Genomic DNA, 21,728 nt, shown 5'->3' with positions numbered 1-21,728 from the left:
TTATGGCTCGTTTACCCGTTCTGCTTTCGTCCGTTCTGATCAGTGCGCTGGCGTTTACCTGTGTCCGCGACTATCCGGCTACGGTTCCGTATACACCACCGCCCCCGACCACCACTCCCGGCCTGCCTCCACAGACCACGCCTTCGCCCCAGAAGCGCCTGTTTCTGGGTAACGACAAGCTCCGCGTGGGTATCGATCTCAACGCCGGTGGGGCCATTACCTACCTGGCCGAAGCCGGGAGCAGCGAAAACATGGTCAACAACGTGGACCTGGGGCGGCAAATCCAGACGTCGATCTATAGCGGTCCTTTTCCGTATTCGATCAACGGCAAGCAGCCCGTCGAGAAATGGAAATACCTCGGCTGGAACCCGGTACAAACCGGCGACGTGTTCAACAACCCCGCCCGCATTGTCAGCTACCAGCAGGACCAGAACCGGATTTACGTGAAGTCGGTGCCGCTGATCTGGCCCCTGCTCAACGAACCCGCCGACTGCTCCATGGAACACTGGTACGAGATCCAGAACAATACCGTTCGGGTTCGCTGCCGCATTACCGTCAACCGTGCCGATACCACCCAATATCAGGCCCGGACCCAGGAAACGCCCTGCGTCTACCTGAACGGCCCCTGGTACCGCATTGTCACCTACGAAGGCGAGCAGCCCTTCACCAACGCGCCCACCGTCGAGTATACCGACCGCGATATCATTACCCGCTACGCCACCGAAAACTGGATTGCCCTGCTGAACGATAAAGGCCGGGGCGTGGGGCTGTACCGGGCCAACGAGTTCCGGTATCGGTCGGCTGGTTTCGGTACGCCAAAAGTAGGGGGGGAGTTCGACGAGCACAGCGGCTACCTCAACAGCGACAGTTTCCTGCTGATCGATCATAACGGCCAGTACGAATACGAGTACACGCTGGTGGTCGGTGGGCTGACCGACATCCGGCAGTACGCCGTGAGTCAGCCGCGCCCGGCTACCCGGCCCAACTACCAGTTCACCACCGACCGGCAGGGCTGGTACTACTACAACGCCCGGGACCGGGGCTGGCCCATCCAGAACGAGCTGGCGATTCTTTTCCAGCGCGAAGACCTGACCAAGCAAAACCTCGGTATCAAAAGTCCGCTGGTGTTCTGGCGGGCTGCCGAAATTCCGAAGCTGTACATCCAGGCGGCTTTCCAGACAAAAGCCACCTCGGTCCGGCTGGCCTGGCGCCGACCCGGCGAGGTCGACATCTACGACATTCCGACCCGCTCGGTCGATATTCCGATCATTGGCGATGGGCAGTTCCGTACCTACGAAGTCAACATGCAGGGCCTGCCCGGTTGGGACGGGGTCATCACCCAGATTCAGTTTATGTACCCGGCCAACCAGATTCAGTTCGAGAAAGGATCGGTGTTTCGGCTTCGCAGCGTGAGCGCCACCCGAACAAACGGCTAACCAACGGGCCATGAAAAAGGGGACCTGCCAATGGCGGGTCCCCTTTTTCGGCACTAAACGTTTCCGTTACGCCAGGAACGGGCTAACAATAGCCAGTACCTGCTCTTTGGTCAGCGGCTCGTCGAAGGCTTCGGTAACGCGCTCCATGCTCAGACCCGTCAGTCCGACCAGGTTTACGCCACCCTGTACCACTACGTCGTCGCCGGCATAGACAGCAGCGGGGAAACCGTTCGAGTTCACGATCCAGCCTTTGTTACCGTTCAGGTAACGTACTTTAGCTGCGTGAAGGGCTTCTACCGAGTGAATCTGCAGGGCTACCGTCAGAATATCGGGAGCCGGGATCAGCCGACCGGCCTGTCCTTTGTAAGCCCGAACACCGGTGTCTTCAAACGCCTGAGCAACGGCCAGGAATGTTTGATAGCTGGTGAATACAGTTGGGAAAGCGCCTTTGGCGGTAAAATCGAAGTTTGGTTTGGCAACGGCCGCACCACCCAGCGCGCTCTTCAGCAGGGCTACGTGAGCGTTTTCGTGCTTGGCAATCTGCATGAACGTGGTCATAGCCTCACCCGTGAGGAAGCCAGCCCGGCCCGTACCGATGTTGTAGAATTCAGCTTCGAGGTACTCGAGTGTCAGGGCGAAATTCAGCACTTCAACCACGGCGCTGTTCTGCGCATAGGCTTTGTTCAGAATCGAACCGAAAGCGACCGGAGCAACGCCCAGCACTGCTTTCTTCATCAGATTCTGGAAAACGTGACGACGCGATACGTGGTCAAGCCGCTCGTACACTTCGGCATCAACCTTTTCAATTTCGTTCAGTATGTTTTGTAGGTTCATGGTCGTAGCTTAATTATTGCGGCTGGGTGCGTCCGTTGATGGTTTCCTGAATGAAAGGTCTGACCAGAGCCAGTACTTCTTCCGGTTTGCGTGCTTCGCCAAGACCCGAAGCAGGACCTGGGTTTACGATATCGTCGCCAGCGAACGAAGTCGTCATAGGATTGAGCAGTTCACTGATGATCGACGTGTGGCGAGCTTCAACCGAAACGATTTTGCCGGCCAGGGTCAGATAATCAGCACTTTTCAGCAGACGGCCAGCGCCGTTGTAAGCCGATACACCCACTGCTTCGAACGTACGTGCTACGCCCAGTACCGCAGCCCGGCTACCGAAGTTGATGCTGCTGAAATTAGGGGTAAGGCCCGGAATCGCTTTGCCACCCAGCGCAGCTTTGAATAGCTCGCGGTGAATGATTTCGTGATCGCGGATTTCGGTCAGTACGCTACGCTCGTAGCCGTTCATGCCGGCATACGGCGTCATGATTACCTGCATGTAGAAAGCGGCTTCCAGTTGCTCCAGCGCATAGGCATAGTTGAGAACACCGATATCGTCATAGCCGATGTCACCAAGGTCAATGACATCACCAGCGCGGGCGGCACCGCGGGCCGATGGATCAACCAGTTCATTTTGGCAGGCACTCAGGGCTACGCCAGCAGCCGCTGTTGCTCCAATGTAGCGCATGAAGAGACGACGCCCAAGTGCGGCCGACTCCCTGCCCGTCAACATCTGACGTACGTCAGTCTGGTCGTTGGGTAGTTTTTCCATTGAGTTGTATAAACGTTTAGTGAAATCATCTCCCGTTCGTCGAGAGAACTGGAGTAAATACGGAGAAGGTGAGCCTACGGTTTTGCACTTTTAAAAAAAAAAGTTGTATCCGACTGAGCGGGATAAAAAACACCGTTTAGTCAACAAATCTCCCTTTTTTCCGTCTAGTCGACAAATTGGTATACGGCAGGGTGCCTTGGGGTTACGTAGGAGTATCTATTGAAACAATCGGCGGTCCTTACGGTTCTACTAGCTGATTCACATTCTATCAAACAAGTCAGCGATTATGATTAAGAACGAAGAAATCGTAGAAGACCTGAACGACCTGGTCAAAATCAATAACGACCGGATTCAGGGGTACGAGAAAGCCATTGAAGACAACAAGGATGCCCAGCTGGACGATCTGTTCCGGCACTATGTTGTACAGAGCCAGAACTTCCGCAGCCAGCTGGCTGACCATATCGTGCGCATCGATGGCACGGCCGTTACCGACGCTACCTCGACCGACGTATCGAGCAAAATTCACCGGGCCTGGATCGATATAAAAGCTGCCGTGACCGGCAAAGACCGCGATACGGTGCTGAGCTCGGTTGAGTTTGGTGAGAACGCAGCCCTGGAGGCCTACAAAGACGCTATTGAGAAAGATCACCTGCCCGCCTACATCAAGGAAGACCTGATGAAGCAGATGAGCCAGCTCGAAGATGCCTACGAAAAAGTGAAGGCACTCCGCGGAGATAAATAATGAGTGGCAGGGGCCTGCCATCCATTGTTCACGGTAAGTTGACCATAAAGAGAAGGGGTACAGGAATCGCATCAGCGCTCTCTGTACCCCTTCTTCCTGTTTACTTCTCGCTTACGGCAGCGGCATGTCCTGAAAATCTTCTTCGGTCAGCTTGATCGTAGCGCCCTGTACGTTTTCGTCCAGGTGTTTGACCGACGAGGTGCCGGCGATGGGCAGCATCACGGGCGAGGCTGCCAGCAGCCAGGCCAGAGCCACCTGATATTCGGTTGCCTGATGCCGTTCGGCCACGCGGTGAATGGCCTGCTCGGCTTCCAGGTTACCAGCGCTCAGCGGATACCATGGAATAAAGGCAATGTTCTGCGCTTCGCAGTATTTGAGCACGTCGTTCCACTTCTGCTGGCCGAAATTGTACATGTTCTGCACCGATACGACCTCGAAGTAAGCCTGCGCCTGCTCGATCTGCTCAACGTCTACCTCCGAGAGGCCGATGTGTTTGATCTTGCCGGCCTGCTGTGCTTCCTGCAGAAAACCCAAATATTCTTCGGCGGGTACTTTGTCATCGAACCGGTGGAGCTGGTAGAGGTCGATCTGTTCGACCTTCAGGCGTTTGAGGCTTCCGTTCAGCGCTTCTTCGAGGTGTTTGCGGCTCCCGTCGACCGGCCACTGGTTCGGTCCGGTGCGCAGCAGCCCCCCTTTGGTGGCAATGACCAGGCCGTCGGCATAGGGGTGGAGGGCTTCGGCAATCAGCTCTTCTGATACATAAGGCCCGTACGAATCGGCGGTATCGATGAAGTTGATGCCCAGGTCCAGACAGCGCTTCAGCACCCGAATAGCCTCGTCATGATCGCGGGGTGGTCCCCAGATACCGTCGCCGGTGATGCGCATGGCACCGTAACCCATCCGGTTCACGGTCAGGTCGCCCCCCAGGGTAATCGTACCCGCCTGGGTAGCGGGTTTGTCGGTTGTCGATTGCATAAAACAGTTTGTGTTTTAGGTTTAGTAATACGACAACCTATAAACCCAAACTGTTTAAAATTACCGTTTCTCTATGCCGTCAAATCAGGTTGCATCGAAGAATCGTTCCTGCAAGTTGCGCGAACTGTGCTGAATCGTAATGATGTCGATTTTTTCATCGTCCACCAGTTTGTAAACGATGAGGTAATCGTTATGGATCAGCTCGCGCAGGGTAGGCAAATCGAATTCGGGCACTTTACGCCCCAGTTGCGGAAAAGTTTTGAGTCTGTCGATCTTAGCGATGATGGTATCGACCAGATGATCGGCATAAGCTGGTGAGTAGGCAGAACGATACTCGTTTATTGCATCGAGGTCATCAATGGCCCGGTTCGTGAAAGATAGGCTAATCATCCACGCAACCGTTTCCTGACTTCATCTAAAGGTACCGTTTCTCCCCGCTCTGATTGCAGTAGGCCTTCCTGAACACTCTGAATAAATAACAAACGTTCAATCAGGGCTTCAACTGGAAATTCGTCAGGTAGTTTATCGAGCGATTCCTGTACGGCCGTCTTTGTCATGATCGTATTCTTTTTACCAAAGATAGAAAATTACCGCTTCTCTATGCCGTCCAACACCCGCCGGATAACGTTGGCGCGTTTCATGAACTCCAGCGAGTTTGTCACGTCCTGATTATCGACAATCTGTTTGAACTGCTGCAGGAAATCGATATAGGCCCCCAGTGCGTCAGACACATTGGCCCGGTTCTGATCGAAGATCGGCGCCCACATCTGCGGAGAGCTTTTGGCCAGCCGCACCGTACTGCTGAAACCCGTGCTGGCCATATCGAAGATGGTTTGCTCATCTTTCTCTTTTTCCAGCACCGTCAGGCCGAGCGCAAAGGCGCTGATGTGGCTCAGGTGCGAGACGTAGGCCAGGTGCAGGTCGTGCTCCTGTGGAGTCATGAAAAACAGTTTCATGCCAATGTCGCGGAAAAGACTTTCGACCAGGGCCAGGCTATCCGGATCGCTTTTGTCGCGGTCGCAGATGATGAGGTTCTTGCCGGGTAATAACTCGCGGAAGGCCGCGCCGGGGCCGGAGTTTTCGGTACCGGCCATGGGGTGAGCCGCTACGAACTGTGCCCGGTTGGGGTGCGCATCGACGAGGTCGCAGATGAGTCCCTTGGTAGAGCCCAGGTCAACCACGGTAGCGCCCGCCGGCAGCTGATCGAGTACGGTGGGCAGCAGGTCGAGAATGACGTTGACGGGCGTAGCCAGCACAACGAGGGTACTCTGCGCAACGGCTTCGGGCAGCGGCAGCAGCTCGTCAACGATGCCTTTGGCGAGGGCCAGCTGTCCGTTCACCGCCGACGCATCGACGCCGACGAACCGCATTCGGGGGTATTTGTCACGCAGGGCCAGGGCGAATGAGCCGCCCAGAAGGCCGATGCCTACGATGCTGATTGTCATGCCTGTATGCGTTGGGTTGCTTCCTGAATTCGTTCTTTGGGTACGCAGAGCGAGATGCGAATATACCGCTCGCCTTTGGGGCCGAAGATGAAGCCCGGCGCAATGAATACGTGTTTCTGATACAGCAGCTCGTTCACGAGGTCTTCGGCCGAGGCTACGGAGTCGGGCAGTCGGGCCCAGATAAACAACCCTTCCTGATCGGGGCTGTAGGTGCAGCCGAGGGCGTCGAGCAGCGCATGAACCGCGTCCAGGCGACCCTGGTAAACGGCGTTCCGCTCGCGGTGCCAGTCGTCGGAGTTGCCGAGGGCTTCCGTGGCTGCATCCATCAGGGGTTTGAACTGGCCCGAGTCAACGTTACTTTTTATGGTCAGTACCGCATCGATATACGGTTTGGCCCCGGCCAGCCAGCCAATGCGCCAGCCCGCCATGTTGTGCGACTTACTGAGCGAGTTCAGTTCAACCGCCACCTCGCGGGCGCCGTCGACCGACAACAGGCTGATGGGCGGTTTTTTGTTCAGAATCAGGCTGTAGGGATTGTCGTGGCAGAGCAGTACCCGGTGGTCGTGGGCAAACCGAACGGCCTGTTCGAATAGCTCGCGGGTGGCGGGCGCACCGGTGGGCATGTGCGGGTAGTTCAGCCAGATGATTTTGGTGTGGGGCGTAGCCGCCACCAGATCGGCCATAGCGCTCCAGTCGGGTTGCCAGCCGTGGTACTCCCGGAGCGGGTATTCCAGCACGTTGGCGCCGAGCATATGGCTCACGGCGCGGTAGGCGGGGTAGCCCAGCTCAGGCACCAGCACCCCATCGCCCTCGTTCAGAAACGTCAGCGACAGGTGGGTAATGCCTTCTTTCGACCCGATCAGGGGCAGCAGCTCCGTGTCGGCATTCAGCGTAACGCCGTAGGTATGCTGGTAAAAGCGGGCAATAGCCTGCCGGAGTCCGGGAGTACCTTTGTAAGGTTGATAGCCGTGTGCCGACGGTTGCCGGGCCGAAGCCATCAGCGCGTCGATGGTAGAGTCAGAGGGCATCAGATCGGGGTTGCCGATGCCAATATTGATGACGTCGTGGCCAGCTGCCAGGAGCGTACGTACTTCGGCGAGTTTAACCGAAAAGTAGTACTCCTGCGTTTGGTCGGCACGGTGAGCTACGGGAATGATCATTGGTACGAATGCGTCGGAGTCGGCAGATTAATCGTGGTTTGGGCCGGTCGATGAAAAAACGAACCGCAAAGATAAGGCCGAAGCGGGTCGGGTTGGACAGCTAATCCGATGAATCACGATTGCAGACAGTATTTTAGCAGGGGAGCCACATGCAGCGCCTGTAGCATCTGGCCGGTTTCGATGATGTCGAGGACGCGCTCCCGCGACACCAGGTGTACGGTAATTTCTTCGGTAATCTCCAGTTCCTGCGCCTGTACGGGCTCGACGCCCGTTGCCAGAAAACAGTAACAGCGGTTGGTATGGGTACCGGGGTTGGCCGATAGGGTGAGCAGCGGCTCCCAGTGCCCACCGCCAAAGCCGGTTTCTTCGAGGAGTTCGCGCTGGGCTGTGGCCAGGGCCGACTCGCCCGGATCGACTACGCCGGCGCAAAGCTCGTAGCGAACATCGGCCGATCCGTGCCGGTACTGGCGGATCAGCACCAGCTGGCCTTCGGTCGTAACGGCCACTACGTTGATCCAGTCGGGGTACTCGAGCAGAAAATAGTCAGGAATATACCCCCCGCTGGCCATCCGGACGGCGTCTTTCCGAACGGTAAACCAGGGTAGCTGATGGATGTATTCAGAGGATTCGACCTGCCAGGGCTGCGGGTCGTTGTCAGGCGTTGTCATGCCGCAAAGGTAGGCACGACTAGCGGACTAATTCGTCGGCGAAGCGCAGATACTGCGCCCAGTCGTAGTCGGTTACGTCGTGTTTGCCGCTTCGGTTGTGGTAGCGTACCGTCTGGCCTACGGGCTCGTTCAGGCCCGGAAAGCGAACCGGACCCAGCCCGGTTTTACCGTACAGCCGATAAACGCCCTCGGCTTCGACACCGCTCAGAAACTCGCCCCGCGGGTCGGACCACTGATCGCCGTCGGCACTGGCAATATAGAGCGGGCGTGGGGCTATCAGCGCCAGCAGTTCGTGCTGATCGACGGGCAGTTCGGCCACCCGCTTGCTGTAGGTGGTGTAGCGCGGGCAGAACCAGTGCGGGAAATGGGTGCTGATGCGCTCCAGGGTTTCGCCGTACCAGCGCCGGGCCAGGGCCGCCCCGCCCTCGCCCGACTCGTTGGAGATGACGGCTGCAAACCGGGTATCCTGCGCTCCGGCCCATAACGAGGCCTTGCCAATCCGCGAATGGCCCATCACCATAACCCGTTTGCTATCGATGGCGGGGTCGGTTTGCAGGTAATCCATGATGCGGCTCAATCCCCAGGCCCAGGCTCCGATAGCGCCCCAGTTGCTGGCTTTGGTAGTATCGCCCAGTACGGAGCGGATGCCCGTATGCCAGCCCTGCGGGTAGTCAGGTTCGATGTCGCCATAGTAGGCCGTAGCCAGGGCGTAACCCCGTTTCAGCACAGTTTCTATGGGCCAGCGGGTGGCCTGGAGGCCACGGGCTTTTTCGGTAGCGCGGTTGTTGACCGATACGTTGCCAATCACATTGCTGACCCAGCGGGTCGAGAGCGGAATATCGGCTTCGGTCGTGACGCAGTGGTTGCCGCAGAAGTTCAGGCCCAGGAAAACGGGCGCGGGCTTTTGGGCGCTTTTGGGTATGTACAGCAGTACGTCGATGGGGGGCAGTTGGGGGTAGTCGGTAAAGAAAATAGAGATCTGTTTCCGGGTGGCCAGCCCGTTCAGGGCCGCCTGGTCGACATTACTGACCTGAAACCGGAGTTTTACGGCCTGAGCCGGGGTTTGCCCGTACACGTTGTCGGCAAAGAGTTGCAGCAGTTCGGTACGGCGTTTTTGCCAGTCGGCCGGGGTAGTTATGCGTTTGCCTGCTTTTGACACCAGCGGATCGGGCAGGGTAAAGGTCCCTACTTTGGCTTCGTCATAATTGGCGGGCGGCTCGGGAGCCTGGCCCAGGGCGGGCTGTAGGAGGGTGAGTAACAGCGCTAAACCAGGAACAAGGCGGGTCATCAGGCTAGGGAAAGGGTTCTGTCGGGAAAGCAGTGAACCGCCTTTTTCATACTGATTTTAGCCAATTCATATTAACCGGCTTGTCTCTTTCGTTGTCTAAACGGTTTTTACCTTCGCGTGCTGATTGTTCGAGATACCTGATGAGAAACGCTTTTTCTGTTTGTGCTGCTGCTCTTTGCCTGTTCGCTACGTCCTGCCACCGTCCCGTCGCTTATTTTCAGCGTACGCCTTACAGCCCGGCCCGGCTGGCGCAGGCAACTCCTGAACCCGCTGCCGACATGCCGGAAGATACTGTAGCGTTGGCAGCTGACGTTATGGCTGAGCCGCCACAAACAGAACCTATCCAGGCCGGACCCATCCAGGCCGGAACTATCCAGGCTGCCCCGCTCCTGGCCAGTCGGCAAACGCGTATCGACAACTCGGCCCAGACGCGCCTGGACCACCGCATGCGTCGGGTCGAATCGATGCTGACCCGCCCCGCGCCGATTGCCGATCAGCAGCAGGGGCCGGGCCCCAAACCGAAAAAGCAGATGCGGCTGGGTAACAAGATCCGGCAGGCGCTGGGCATGCCGCTGCGCGAAGAGCTGAACTGGTGGCAGCGCATCAGCTGGAAACTGAAAGCTTCGGTTATTGTCATCCTGGTGGCCATCCTGTTTGCCATCTTCCACGTAACGATCCTGGCCGTGATCTTCGGTCTGCTGGGGGCCTTCCTGCTCATCAGTGGCCTGCGCCGGTCGTTCAAGGTGCGTCGGCCATGGTTCTGATCATTCCGGTCTGACCGGGCGGCCAGACCGGAACGATGCCCTTATTTAATAAACCGGATCGAGAGCGGATACCGGTAGTACTCGCCGTTATTGGCTTTGATAGCCGCAATCAGCGTAAAGATCAACCAGACGGCCCCAACCACCCAGAGGAGCACGAAGCCAATCAGGATCAGGAAGAGCAGAAACGCCACGCCCGCGGCCAGGGCCATGGTAATGTTGAAGTTAACCGCTTCCTTGCCGTGGTAGTCGATAAACGCCGACTTCTCTTTCTGAACCTGCCAGACAATCAGCGGCCCAACGAGGCTGCCGACCAGCGTGAAAAACCCCGTCAGCGAACTCAGGTGCGTCAGCATGGCCCACATGCGCTCGTCGGACTGGCTCATGGGCGGTGGCCCAACGGGAGAGCTGCCCAGGGGTGGAGGGGGTGGTTGATTCTGCATAGAAACACGGTTTGGTGATTACTTAGTCCAGCGCAATAACCCAGTCGTCCTGTTCAACCACGATCCCTTCGGTCAGCACGACCTTGGCAACTTTTCCTTCTTTGGGAGCCGCCACGATACTTTCCATCTTCATGGCTTCGATAACGAACAGCGGCTGGTTTTTCTTCACCGCATCGCCTTCTTTCACCAGAATACGCGTCAGCCGGCCCTGCAATGGAGCCCCTACGTCGCCGTCTTTGCTTACTTTGGCGTTCATCTGCTTCTCAACCTTCGAAGCCCGGTCGCGGACCTGCACCTGGCGGGTCTGGCCGTTCAGCTCGAACGTGATCGTGCGCATACCGAACGCGTCCGGTTCGGACTGGAACAGCAGCCGGACCAGGATGTTCTTGCCTTCTTCGATCTGAATCAGAATCTCTTCGCCGGGCTTCAGGCCGTAGAAAAAGGCGGGCGTCGGAATAACGCTGACGTCGCCATACTGCTCGTTGGCTTTGTAATATTCGTCATAGACCTTCGGGTACATCTGGTACGAGAGGTAATCGACAAAGCCGTCGTTGTTCGGGTATTTCTCCTGGAAAGCCGCGAAATCCTTGTCGAAATCGATGGGCTTGAGGTGTTCGTTCGGGCGGCCCTTTATCGGCTCTTCGCCTTTCAGGACGGCCTGCTGCACATCGTCGGGGAAACCACCCACCGGCTGGCCCAGCTCGCCCTTAAAGAACCCTTTTACCGACTCCGGAAACGCCAGCGACTCGCCACGGGTCCGAACGTCGTCGGCGGTCAGGTTGTTGGCGGTCATGAAAATGGCCATGTCGCCGACTACCTTCGAGGACGGAGTTACTTTCACGATGTCGCCGAAGAGCTGGTTGGCCACGACGTAGTTTTTCTTCAGCGTCTCGAACTTGTCGCCAAGGCCGGTAGCCATCGCCTGCGGTTTGAGGTTGGAGTACTGCCCGCCCGGAATCTCGTTTTCGTAGACCTCCGCACTGCCGGCTTTCATGCCGCTTTCGAAGGGGTAATAGTACTCCCGAACGTCTTCCCAGTAGTTGGAGTATGCGTTTAACGAAGACAGGTCGATGGGACACTCGCGTTCGTGGCCCTGCATCATGGCTACCACCGAGTTGAAGTTAGGCTGCGAGGTTAAGCCCGACAGGGCGCCCAGCGCACAGTCGACAATATCGACACCGGCGTCGATGGCTTTCAGGTATGAAGCAGCCTGGATACCCGGCGTGTCGTGGGTATGGAGGTGGATCGGGATACTGACGGCCTGTTTGAGTTCGCGGACCAGCACCTCGGCTGCCAGCGGCTTCAGCAGCCCGGCCATGTCTTTGATAGCCAGCAGGTGAGCCCCCTCGTCTTCGAGCTGACGGGCCAGGTCGAGGTAATATTGCAGGGTGTATTTCGACTGGCTGGGGCTGAGCATATCGCCCGTGTAGCAGATGGCCGCTTCGCAGAGCGCGTCGGTTCGTTCGCGGACGGCCCGGATGCTGACCTTCATAGCGTCGATCCAGTTCAGCGAGTCGAAAATCCGGAACACGTCGATGCCGGTTTCCCACGACTGGACCACAAATTTCTCGATCAGGTTATCGGGGTAGGCCGAGTAGCCAACGGCGTTGGAGCCGCGGAAGAGCATCTGGAGCAGCATATTCGGCATGGCTTCGCGCAGGGCTGCCAGCCGTTTCCAGGGGCTTTCGTACAGAAAACGCATCGCCACGTCGAAGGTAGCTCCGCCCCAGACTTCCATCGAAAACAACTCCGGATGGGCTTTGGCAAAGCCTTCGGCCACCCGTTGCAGATCCTGCGTCCGGACCCGCGTCGCCAGCAGCGACTGGTGACCGTCGCGGAAGGTGGTATCGGTGTACAGGATCGGTTTCTGGTCGTTGACCCACTGAACGAACGACTCGCGGCCCAGCTCTTTCAGGCGGTTGCGGTTGCCCGATGGGTAGGGCCCGAAGGTATCGAAGGGTGGCACGACCGGCGTCCGGAATACCTTGCTGTCGTCTTTCTTTTTCACCTCCGGATTCCCGTTTACGATCACGTCGGCCAGGTAGTTGAGTACCCGCGTAGAGCGATCCTGCGGTTCGCGGAGCTGGAACAGTTCGGGGTGATTTTCGATGAACGACACCCGCGCTTCGCCCCGCTGAAAAATTGGGTGACTGATGACGTTCAGCAGGAAGCCGATGTTGGTTTTAACCCCCCGAATCCGGAACTCGACCAGCGCGCGGGTCAGACGCTGGGTAGCGCCCTTGAGCGTACGGCCCCGGGCCGACACCTTCACGATCATCGAGTCGAAATACGGCGAGATTTTCATGCCCGCGTAGCTGCTGCCTTCATCGAGCCGGATACCGAAACCGGCTGCGTTCCGGTACGCGATGATGGTGCCGAAGTCGGGTTTGAACCCATTGGCGGGGTCTTCGGTCGTGATGCGGCACTGGATGGCGAATCCGTTGAGGGGCACCTCGTCCTGGTGGTTGATGTAGATGCCGTTGTCGGAGAGCTGATACCCCATCGCAATCAGGATCTGTGTCCGAACGATGTCGATACCGGTCACCTCTTCAGTAATGGTATGTTCTACCTGAATGCGGGGGTTGACCTCAATAAAATAAATATTCTCGTTTTTGTCGACGAGGAACTCGACTGTTCCGGCGTTGGAGTAGTTCACGGCCCGGCCCAGCTGCAGGGCATAATCGTACAGTTTCTGCTTGGTTTCCTGCCGCAGCCCGAACGACGGCGCTACCTCGACCACCTTCTGGAACCGCCGTTGTACCGAGCAGTCGCGTTCGTAGAGGTGAACGATATTGCCGTGCTGGTCGCCCAGGAGCTGTACTTCAATGTGCTTGGGATCTTCAATGAATTTTTCGAGGAAGATGGTATCGTCGCCGAACGCGTTGCGGGCTTCGTTTTTAGCCTCGGTAAACGCTTTCTCGAAATCGTCGACGTTCCGAACAACGCGCATCCCGCGTCCCCCTCCGCCGGCAGCCGCTTTCACCATGACCGGAAACCCGATGCGCTGGGCTTCCTGCAGGGCAAACTCGGGCGACATATTTTCTTCGCGCGAGTCGGGGATGAGCGGTACATTGGCGCTCATGGCCAGGTTTTTAGCCCGTACCTTATCGCCCAGGGCGTCCATGGCTTCGGGCGACGGGCCAATGAAGATTATGCCTTCTTCGCGACACCGGCGCGCCAGCTTCACGTTTTCGGACAGAAATCCGTAGCCGGGGTGGATGGCGTCGATCTGGTGACGTTTGGCCAGCAGGATGATCCCTTCTACGTCGAGATACGGCTTCAGCGGATCTTCGTCGCGGCCAATCTGGTACGCTTCGTCAGCTTTGTAGCGGTGGAGTGAATACCGGTCTTCGTAGGTATAAACAGCAACGGTGGTGATGCCAAGTTCGGTAGCAGCCCGCATGATGCGGATGGCAATTTCGCCCCGGTTGGCGACGAGCAGGCGTTTAATCGGGCGGATGTAATCTTTCATGGTAGTCAGGCCAGCGTGGCTTCAGGTTGTACAGGTGTCGAAACGACAAGGCAAGATTATCGAAAATTTTGGGAAATGGAGAAGTTGCCATAGAAAGGAATTGTTTTTCGTGGTAAATGGCCCCTGTAAGCGTCTGTATTCGTATGGGTTGGTTTACTTATTATTCGTTATAAACCGCTGTCAGTGTCTTCGGGGAGATAGGGTTGTCGTCACTGGTTTGGCACCACTGTCAGTAAGTGCCTTTATAACCACTGTCAGGGTCTTCAACCACTGACAGGGTTCTGGTCGCTTACACCCTGTCAGTGGTCGAAGACTCTGACAGTGGTGCCAAACAGATAATCTACCAACCTCTATTGGACATCACCAAACCACCAACGCCTGTAGCAGCCGGAGATACCATTGGTTTCGGGGCGGATAATTCGGAGAGTCAGCTGGATGGCATGGCATTAAGCCGTAAACTTGCGCTACAAATAACCCACTAGTATTCACGACAATGTTTGCTCGTTTACTCTCTATGGCTGCCGTAGCCTGCCTGACCGGTACGGCCTATGCACAAATTCAATTGCCAGCCGCCAGCCCGTCGGCCACCGTATCGCAGCAGGTCGGTCTGGGTACCGTTACCGTCGAGTATGCCCGCCCGTCGCTCAAAGGCCGCACCATGTTCGGCGACCAGGTTCCCTACGGTAAAGTGTGGCGGACCGGAGCCAACAAGATCACCAATATCGTGCTGTCAGAAGATATGCTGGTGGCTGGCAAAGCTATTCCCGCCGGTCGGTACGGGCTGTACGCCATCCCGACCGCTGCTGACTTTACGTTTATTGTCAACAAGGATGCGAATAGCTGGGGGGCGTATGACTACAAAGAAGCGAACGACGTAGCCCGGTTCGCGGTCAAAACCGAGAAAACAAACGCCCCGGCCGAAGCACTGACCTTTGAGTTTACCGACTTTACCCCCACATCAGCCAACCTGACGCTGCGCTGGGAGAAACTGGTGGCACGTTTGCCCCTCAAAAACGACCCCGACACTAAAATCATGGCCCAGATTGCGGAGCAGACGGCCAAAGCCGACGTTAAACCGGGGGTGTTATCGGCCGCTGCCAATTACTATTACGATACCAATCGGGATATGAAGCAGGCCCTGACCTGGGCCAATAAAGTGGTCGAGTCAGAAAAACAATACTGGACTTACCACCTGCGGGCTAAGATCGCGGCCAAAACCGGCGACTGTAAACAGGCCCGCGCTGACGCCCAGCAATCGCTCGAACTGGCTAAGAAAGCCGGTGATGATGCGTATATCAAAAATAACGAGCGGATTCTGGCCGACTGTAAGTAAGCAGCCTGCCGACGCGCCGGACAGTAAACCATCCGGCGCGTCGGAACGCGATACACTAACCCCATTTCTGATGTCTATTGCTAAGCGCGTCAGTCGTTTCGATGCTCACCAGCGGCTCTATCTGGCGCTGGGCGTTGCGTTGCTGACGGCGTTGGTGGTGATGCCGACCACCTATCAGACGCCGGTAAAGCTAACCCTGATCTGGATCGGGTACGCCTGTACGGTACTAGGGCTGATGTGGACGTCGATTCTGGTGGCGCACCCCCGCGATCTGCCCCGGCTCTCGCGCCTGCAGGATTCGAGCCGGACATTCATTTTTGCGTTTGTGGTCGTGGCGGCTGTGGCGAGCCTGTTTGCCGTTGTGGCCCTGCTCGACAGCATGAAGCCAGCCGAACGGGCCACGCATAGTACGCTGGCTGTGCTGGCCGTTTTCAGTGCCTGGGCGCTGGTGCATACGGTATTCATCATGCGATACGCGCACCTGTACTACGGCAACGACCCCCGACAAACGCATCGGCCGGGGGGACTTGATTTCCCGCACGAACCCGAACCGGATTACCTCGACTTTGCGTATTTCTCGTTCGTGATCGGGATGACGAGCCAGGTGTCCGACGTGGCCATTGGCTCGAAGGCCATGCGCCGGACAGCGCTCATCCATGGGGTACTCTCGTTTGGGTTCAACACTACCATCATTGCGCTGACCATCAGCGGCCTCGCCCCCCTGCTTTAGCTTGCTGCTTACGGGCTTTCTCGGCCTGCTCGCGCTCGTATTCTTCCCGATGCCGTTTGTCTGACTCCAGGGTGCGGTACAGGCCGTTAAGAACATAGATGTCGTCTACTTCATCGATGAGCCGGTGCAGGTGTTCGCGGACTTGGGTAATATTCATTCGTTTATCTGGTGACGCGCCCACTAAGCTGACGCGTACGGAAAGAGAGGTGATTTTTGTCCCGGCTGCGTATATCCGGTTGTTCTTATAACGCACCAGCGCCCGTTTTGGGTCAGTGAAAAAAGAAATAGCCAAGCGCAATACCGGCAATAACACCGACCAGATCGGCAAACAGACCGTACGGAATGGCATAGCGCGTGTTGCGGATGCCTACCGAGCCGAAGTAGAGCGCTACGATGTAAAACGTCGTATCGGCCGACCCCTGAAAGATGCATACCAGCCGCCCCACGAACGAGTCGGGGCCAAACTGCTTCATGGCATCGATCATCAGCGCCCGTGCGCCCGAGCCGCTCAGCGGTTTCATCAGCGCCACGGGCAGCGCATCGGTAAAGTCGGTATTCAGCCCCGTTAGGTCGAACAGGTATTTCATGCCGCCCACGAGGTAGTCCATAGCGCCTGCATTTCGAAACGCACCGATTGCCACCAGCATCCCAACCAGATACGGAATAATGCGCACCGAGGTTTCGAACCCGCCTTTGGCGCCTTCGATGAAGGTCTCAAAAACCGGCACTTTTCGGCGCATGGCCCCCAGCAGAAACGACACGACGATGGTCAGCAGAATCAGGTTGCCCGTTACTTTCGAGATGATTTCAATTTCTTCTTTCGGCTTGCCCGACAGCCACCACAGGGCCAGCACAATCAGGCCGGTGATGCCCCCGAGCCAGCCGAGTACGGTGGTGTTTAGCAGGTTGATACGCTGTTTGAGCGCAACGGCTACCAGCGCTACCACGGTGGTGACGTAAGTGCCGATGATGCAGGGAATAAAGATATCGGACGGGTCTTTGGCGCCCAGAATAGCCCGCTGCGCCATGATGCTGAGCGGTATGATCGTTAGCCCCGAGGTGTGCAGGACCAGGAACATGATCTGCGCGTTCGAGGCTGTGTCTTTGTTGGGGTTTAGCTCCTGAAGGCTACTCATGGCCCGCAGGCCGAAGGGCGTGGCTGCATTGTCGAGGCCGAGCATGTTGGCCGAGAAGTTCATGATCATCTGGCCGTTGGCCGGGTGATCTTTCGGTACTTCGGGAAAGAGTTTATGGAAGAACGGCCCGATGATCCGCGCCAGAAAATTGATGGCGCCGGCTTTCTCCCCTACGTTCAGCAGCCCCAGAAAAAACGTCATTACGCCCGCCAGCGGCAACGCAATGTCCATGACCGCTACCTTCGACGAGTCGAACAGGCCCTCAACAATGATCTTGAAAATTTCGGTGTCGCCCAGAAAAATGAGCTTGGCCAGCGCCACCAGAAAGGCAATCAGAAAAAAAGCAACCCAGATGTAATTTAGAGCCATCAGTCTCGATGAGTGAACGAGCGAATGAAGAGAAGAACGATCGACTTCGTCTACGCCCCTGCGCCAGCTTTGGTTATAAATCCTGTAAGTTTACACGATCGACCGGCACAAATCAATCTTCATGAACGACTACCTCACGAAGCAGCCCCATTTTATCACGTTTCTGCTCCTGTTTTCCCTTTTTGCGTCACTGACAACGTCGCTTACAGCCCAGTCGCTCGAAGGGGCTATGAAAAAACAGGGCCTTGTCGACATCCAGACGGCAGACCCGTCCATTCTGGTCGAACTGAAGTACTCGACGACCGATAACTTTGTCGGGAAAGATGTCTACGGCGACCTGACGCGGGCGTACATGCAGCCAATGGCAGCCCAAAAGCTAGCCAGTGCCAGCCGGGCGTTACAGGCCCGGCACCCCGACCTTCGCCTGCTGGTCTACGATGCGGCCCGCCCGCGCAAGGCGCAATGGAATCTCTGGAACGCCCTGCCTGAACTAGCCGAAGGCGAACGCCAGAAATACGTAGCTGACCCCCGCAAAGGATCGATTCATAACTACGGTTGCGCGGTTGACCTGACCGTGGCCACGAAAGAGGGGAAACCCCTCGATATGGGCACTAAATACGATTTCTTCGGTGAACTGGCGTACCCGTCCGAAGAGGAGCGGTTGCTCAAAGCCGGTAAGCTGACCAAACAGCAGGTAGAGAACCGGCGTATTCTCCGCACGGCCATGCGGGCGGGTGGTTTCAGTTCCATCGAGTTCGAGTGGTGGCATTTCAACGCCCTGTCCCGCGAAAAAGCCAAAATGATGTTCCGGATTGTCGATTGAGCGGTTTTCTGGTAAACAACAAATCAGCTCCCTGGCTAGGCTACGGCCCTGCGCCGTCGGTCGATTGCCTGTAGCCTGTGCCGGTAGTGAGTCGGCTTAAAATACCAGATTATCGATCAGGCGGACGTTGCCGAGGTGGGCGGCCAGACAGATAGCGGTTTGGCCGGGAGCCAGCACTTCGTTAGCCAGTTGCAGCGTATCGGCGTTGGCTACCTCGACGTACTCCAGCCGAAAACTGCGGTGGTTGGTGAAAAAACCGGTTACAGCCGCCTTCGCCTGTGTTGTACTCTGGCCCTCGCGCAGCAGATCGTGAGCCAGCGTCAGCGCTTCGTGCAGGGCGGGTGCCTGCTCCCGTTCGGCAGATGTCAGGTTGCGGTTGCGCGATGACATGGCCAAACCGTCGGTTTCGCGGACGGTAGGGCAGCGGATCAGCTCGACCGGGAAGCTCAGATCGCGGATGAGTCGGCGTACGACGGCCACCTGTTGCAGATCTTTCTGACCGAAATAGGCCCGGGTGGGCTGAACAATGTTGAAGAGTTTGGCGACTACGATGCCCACCCCGTTGAAATGCCCCGGACGCATGGCGCCTTCCATGACCGTTTCCAGTTCGCCGAAGTTCAGTTTGAGCAGGGGGGGCTCGGGATACATCTCGTCGACCGAAGGCGCAAAAACTACGTCGCAGCCCGCCGTTTCGAGCAGCCGACAGTCCTCCTCGAGCGTGCGCGGGTACCGGGCCAGATCGTCGGGGTTATTAAACTGCACCGGGTTAACGAATATACTACAGACAACCAGATCGTTCTCCTCTTTGGCCTGCTGAATCAGGGTTAGGTGGCCATCGTGAAGAGCGCCCATGGTAGGTACAAGCCCAACAGAATGAGTAGGTTGACGGGAAGAAAGCTGTTGACGAAGCGAAGCAATTGAGTGAATGAGGAGCATAAAGTAGACGAGCTTGGACGCAGAGCCGGGCGTAGGAAACCGGGCAGAAACAAGCCGGTGGGGCTTATTATCGGGCTGTGCGATCCTTCTTTTTTTGCACAAATCTTATTGAAATACGGGAAAAAATTGTATAATTTTGCAAGTTTTTTGGTTCTCTCAGACAACACCCGCTTCCCGTTCTTATGAGCAAATTACGTATTCTTTACGTTGCCAGCGAGATTAATCCCTTTCTGAAAACGTCCGATGTTGCCGATTTCGTCCGTAAACTGCCGCAGGCTATGCAGGAGCGGGGCATGGAAATTCGAATCCTGGTGCCGCGCTTTGGACTGATCAACGAACGCAAAAACCGCTTGCACGAGGTAGTACGGTTGTCGGGTATCAATATTGCCGTGGGTGACGAAGAGAAACCATTGATTATCAAGGTGGCTTCGATCCCGACGGCCAAGCTACAGGTCTATTTTATTGATAACGAAGACTATTTCCAGCGGAAGTACGTTTTTCATGACAAAGAGAATCGCTTTTACGAAGACAACGATGAGCGGGCTATCTTCTTCTGCAAAGGCGTGCTCGAAACCGTCAAAAAGTTAGGCTGGGCGCCCGATATCGTACACTGCAACGACTGGATGACCGCCCTGATTCCGCTGTACCTCAAGACAACCTATAAAAACGACCCCATGTTTAAAGACACCAAGTCGGTTTTTACGGTTTACAACAACGCCTTTGAGCATCGCTTTGAAGGCGACATCATCGAAAAGGCCCGGATGATGGACATCGACGACGAAATGCTGGCAGAATTGAAAACGGCGGACTTCCCCGGCTTCATTCGAATTGGCTCAACCTATGCAGACGCTGTGGTTCGCGCCGAAGAAGAGTCGAGCGAAAGTCTCAACGCCATTTTAACTGATTTACCCGAACATAAATTTGATGCTGCCGACGATGAAGATGTTGCCGAACGTTATTACAACCTGTACACGCAGCTGGCTGGGTAGACTAACTCTACTGGCCGGTGCTGTAGCGGGCGTTCTGGCCTGTGAAGAACCTAAAGAAATCGGGCTGACCCCCACCACGCCCGTTACTGTTTCCTATACCGATACGCTGACCGTTACGCGCGAAACCATTCGGTTCGACTCGGTCCGGAGCAATGACCAGAGTACCATGCTGGTCGGTCGGTATACCGATCCCATCTTTGGCCGGGTGCAGACCCGGTCGTTCGTGCAGCTGTCGCTGGGGTCTAATTTTGTGGTGACCGACTCGGCCACGACCAACGTAACGCCCGCCAGCCGTATCGTCTATGATTCGACGCGCCTGTTTCTGGACTACGATCAGCTGTATTACGGCGATACTACCCAGACGCAGGAACTCCAGATTTACCGGCTTACCGACAGTCTGAACACAACGATCAACTACGATATTAGCAGCAATGTGCCGGCCGAAGCCCAGCCGCTGATTCGGCAAACCATCCGGCCGCGTCCCAACACAACGGATTCGTTATCGTTCAAGCTGACCGTGCCCGACGCATTTGGGCGGGAGCTGATGGCGCTGGCCAATACGGAAGCGGGTAAAACAACCAATCCGGCCTTGTTCCGGGCGCAGGTCCGGCGCGGGCTGATGCTGACAACGGCCTCCTCCAATCAGGCGGCTGTGATCGGCTTCTCGACCGGTTCGGCGGTGGTTGTTTATTACCACGTTGAAGGCGAAAGACGGGTGCGGTTCCAGATTTTCTCGCTGGCCGGGAAGCGATTCAACCAGATCATGGCCGATCGTTCCGGTACGGCGCTGGCCAACTTGCAGCGGGGGCAGGTACTGCCAGCCTCAGCCACCAACGAGCGTACCTTCGTTCAGCCGGGTACGGGCGTAACCACCCGGCTCAGGTTCCCGACGCTGACCCGGTTTGTACAGCAGGCGCGGGTGGCCATCAACCGGGCCGATCTGATCATTACGCCAACCCGATCGACGAATGACAATATCTACGCGCCTTACCTGATGTCGCTGGCCGAGCTCGATGAGAAAAACGTGCTGCGCCGGACAGACGTAACGGGTTCGGGAACGAGCCGATTTGGCGGCTTCCCGTTCATCGTCCCTGCAACGGGCCCGACCGACCGGACGGCCATCAGCTTTGCGCGGCCGCAACAGGTAGAACTGCGTGACCGCACCCGGGATTATACCTTCGATATGACGGGCTACCTGCAGTCGATCGTAATTGGCATTACGCCCAATACGGGGCTGGCGCTGGTAGCGCCGGGCGGCACGCTCTTTCCGCAGAATGCAAACGGGGGCGTTAGCGATGCCACCCAGGCTTTCCTGACCGACCGGGTCTGGCGAGCCGCACTTGACGGCAAATCCAGTGTGAAGCTGGTGGTTTTCTATACCACCTCAAACTAGGAACCGCCGGACCGTCGGATTGACTTTTTCCA

Annotated in this window: 21 protein-coding genes; 8 read left to right on the top strand and 13 right to left on the bottom strand. The window is 56.8% G+C overall.

All coding sequences use genetic code 11. From position 1 onward, the window contains the following. Window positions 1-2 precede the first annotated feature (2 nt). The gene (locus EQG79_RS07930; protein WP_077920642.1) at window positions 3-1,436 is read left to right on the top strand and encodes a hypothetical protein; all 1,434 of its coding nucleotides are present in this window, start codon (window positions 3-5) and stop codon (window positions 1,434-1,436) included. Window positions 1,437-1,502: 66 nt separating this feature from the next. On the opposite strand, the gene EQG79_RS07925 is transcribed toward EQG79_RS07930, so the two are convergent. Both EQG79_RS07925 and EQG79_RS07920 read right to left on the bottom strand, forming a co-directional pair. Next, window positions 1,503-2,270 carry a ferritin-like domain-containing protein gene (locus EQG79_RS07925; protein WP_129601025.1) on the bottom strand — a complete coding sequence of 256 codons (768 nt, stop codon included), beginning with the start codon at window positions 2,268-2,270 and terminating at the stop codon, window positions 1,503-1,505. 13 nt (window positions 2,271-2,283) lie between these two features. Next, entirely contained in the window at window positions 2,284-3,033 is a 750-nt protein-coding gene (locus tag EQG79_RS07920) for a ferritin-like domain-containing protein (protein ID WP_077920644.1), read from the bottom strand. 286 nt (window positions 3,034-3,319) lie between these two features. On the opposite strand from EQG79_RS07920, the gene EQG79_RS07915 reads away from it, so the two are divergent. Beyond that, complete coding sequence (locus EQG79_RS07915) at window positions 3,320-3,775, top strand: ferritin-like domain-containing protein (protein ID WP_077920645.1); 456 nt, start codon at window positions 3,320-3,322, stop codon at window positions 3,773-3,775. Window positions 3,776-3,886: 111 nt separating this feature from the next. Here EQG79_RS07915 and EQG79_RS07910 read toward each other — a convergent pair whose 3' ends face one another. From EQG79_RS07910 to EQG79_RS07885, 6 genes are all read right to left on the bottom strand, one after another. Further along, window positions 3,887-4,750: an aldo/keto reductase gene (locus EQG79_RS07910; RefSeq protein WP_077920646.1), complete on the bottom strand. Its 864-nt coding sequence runs from the start codon at window positions 4,748-4,750 to the stop codon at window positions 3,887-3,889. Between the two features lie 84 nt (window positions 4,751-4,834). Then, window positions 4,835-5,140 carry a type II toxin-antitoxin system RelE/ParE family toxin gene (locus EQG79_RS07905; RefSeq protein WP_129601024.1) on the bottom strand — a complete coding sequence of 102 codons (306 nt, stop codon included), beginning with the start codon at window positions 5,138-5,140 and terminating at the stop codon, window positions 4,835-4,837. A gap of 197 nt (window positions 5,141-5,337) precedes the next feature. Next, a complete protein-coding gene (locus EQG79_RS07900; RefSeq protein WP_129601023.1) occupies window positions 5,338-6,195 on the bottom strand; it encodes a prephenate dehydrogenase in 858 nt (285 codons plus the stop codon). After that, window positions 6,192-7,355, bottom strand: a complete 1,164-nt coding sequence (locus tag EQG79_RS07895) for a pyridoxal phosphate-dependent aminotransferase (protein WP_077920648.1) — start codon at window positions 7,353-7,355, stop codon at window positions 6,192-6,194. Before EQG79_RS07895 ends, EQG79_RS07900 begins: the two co-directional genes overlap by 4 nt. Window positions 7,356-7,468: 113 nt before the next feature. After that, entirely contained in the window at window positions 7,469-8,023 is a 555-nt protein-coding gene (locus tag EQG79_RS07890) for an NUDIX hydrolase (RefSeq protein ID WP_077920649.1), read from the bottom strand. Window positions 8,024-8,042: 19 nt separating this feature from the next. Then, a complete protein-coding gene (locus tag EQG79_RS07885) occupies window positions 8,043-9,311 on the bottom strand; it encodes a glucuronyl esterase domain-containing protein (protein WP_129601022.1) in 1,269 nt (422 codons plus the stop codon). Between the two features lie 140 nt (window positions 9,312-9,451). On the opposite strand from EQG79_RS07885, the gene EQG79_RS07880 reads away from it, so the two are divergent. Beyond that, the gene (locus EQG79_RS07880) at window positions 9,452-10,075 is read left to right on the top strand and encodes a CPBP family intramembrane metalloprotease (protein ID WP_129601021.1); all 624 of its coding nucleotides are present in this window, start codon (window positions 9,452-9,454) and stop codon (window positions 10,073-10,075) included. 41 nt (window positions 10,076-10,116) lie between these two features. Here EQG79_RS07880 and EQG79_RS07875 read toward each other — a convergent pair whose 3' ends face one another. Together EQG79_RS07875 and EQG79_RS07870 are read right to left on the bottom strand one after the other, a co-directional pair. Next, complete coding sequence (locus EQG79_RS07875; protein WP_240699298.1) at window positions 10,117-10,515, bottom strand: DUF4870 domain-containing protein; 399 nt, start codon at window positions 10,513-10,515, stop codon at window positions 10,117-10,119. A 22-nt stretch (window positions 10,516-10,537) separates the two neighbouring features. Then, window positions 10,538-13,987, bottom strand: coding sequence for a pyruvate carboxylase (locus EQG79_RS07870; protein ID WP_077920653.1), 3,450 nt, complete (start codon window positions 13,985-13,987; stop codon window positions 10,538-10,540). A 493-nt stretch (window positions 13,988-14,480) separates the two neighbouring features. On the opposite strand from EQG79_RS07870, the gene EQG79_RS07865 reads away from it, so the two are divergent. Then, window positions 14,481-15,320, top strand: coding sequence for a DUF2911 domain-containing protein (locus EQG79_RS07865; protein ID WP_077920654.1), 840 nt, complete (start codon window positions 14,481-14,483; stop codon window positions 15,318-15,320). A gap of 70 nt (window positions 15,321-15,390) precedes the next feature. Continuing rightward, a complete protein-coding gene (locus EQG79_RS07860; RefSeq protein ID WP_077920655.1) occupies window positions 15,391-16,050 on the top strand; it encodes a DUF1345 domain-containing protein in 660 nt (219 codons plus the stop codon). Here the strand turns inward: EQG79_RS07860 and EQG79_RS07855 are convergent. Both EQG79_RS07855 and EQG79_RS07850 read right to left on the bottom strand, forming a co-directional pair. Continuing rightward, window positions 16,025-16,207: a hypothetical protein gene (locus tag EQG79_RS07855; RefSeq protein WP_077920656.1), complete on the bottom strand. Its 183-nt coding sequence runs from the start codon at window positions 16,205-16,207 to the stop codon at window positions 16,025-16,027. The genes EQG79_RS07860 and EQG79_RS07855 overlap by 26 nt on opposite strands. A 112-nt stretch (window positions 16,208-16,319) precedes the next feature. Then, window positions 16,320-17,555 (bottom strand): nucleoside recognition domain-containing protein, encoded by a 1,236-nt coding sequence (locus EQG79_RS07850; RefSeq protein WP_077920657.1) that lies wholly within the window; start codon window positions 17,553-17,555, stop codon window positions 16,320-16,322. 121 nt (window positions 17,556-17,676) lie between these two features. Between EQG79_RS07850 and EQG79_RS07845 the strand changes: the two genes are divergently transcribed. Continuing rightward, the gene (locus tag EQG79_RS07845; RefSeq protein ID WP_394343294.1) at window positions 17,677-18,378 is read left to right on the top strand and encodes a M15 family metallopeptidase; all 702 of its coding nucleotides are present in this window, start codon (window positions 17,677-17,679) and stop codon (window positions 18,376-18,378) included. A 96-nt stretch (window positions 18,379-18,474) separates the two neighbouring features. On the opposite strand, the gene panC is transcribed toward EQG79_RS07845, so the two are convergent. Beyond that, the gene (panC, locus tag EQG79_RS07840; RefSeq protein ID WP_129601020.1) at window positions 18,475-19,314 is read right to left on the bottom strand and encodes a pantoate--beta-alanine ligase; all 840 of its coding nucleotides are present in this window, start codon (window positions 19,312-19,314) and stop codon (window positions 18,475-18,477) included. A gap of 182 nt (window positions 19,315-19,496) precedes the next feature. Between panC and EQG79_RS07835 the strand changes: the two genes are divergently transcribed. Together EQG79_RS07835 and EQG79_RS07830 are read left to right on the top strand one after the other, a co-directional pair. Continuing rightward, window positions 19,497-20,303 (top strand): glycogen/starch synthase, encoded by an 807-nt coding sequence (locus tag EQG79_RS07835; protein WP_077920659.1) that lies wholly within the window; start codon window positions 19,497-19,499, stop codon window positions 20,301-20,303. Further along, a complete protein-coding gene (locus tag EQG79_RS07830; protein WP_165358847.1) occupies window positions 20,257-21,696 on the top strand; it encodes a DUF4270 family protein in 1,440 nt (479 codons plus the stop codon). The genes EQG79_RS07835 and EQG79_RS07830 overlap by 47 nt, the downstream gene beginning before the upstream one ends. Window positions 21,697-21,728: the final 32 nt, after the last annotated feature.

The organism is Spirosoma sordidisoli, from assembly GCF_004138325.1.
GTDB lineage: Bacteria > Bacteroidota > Bacteroidia > Cytophagales > Spirosomataceae > Spirosoma > Spirosoma sordidisoli.
This window is presented reverse-complemented; position numbering and strand designations above follow the sequence as displayed.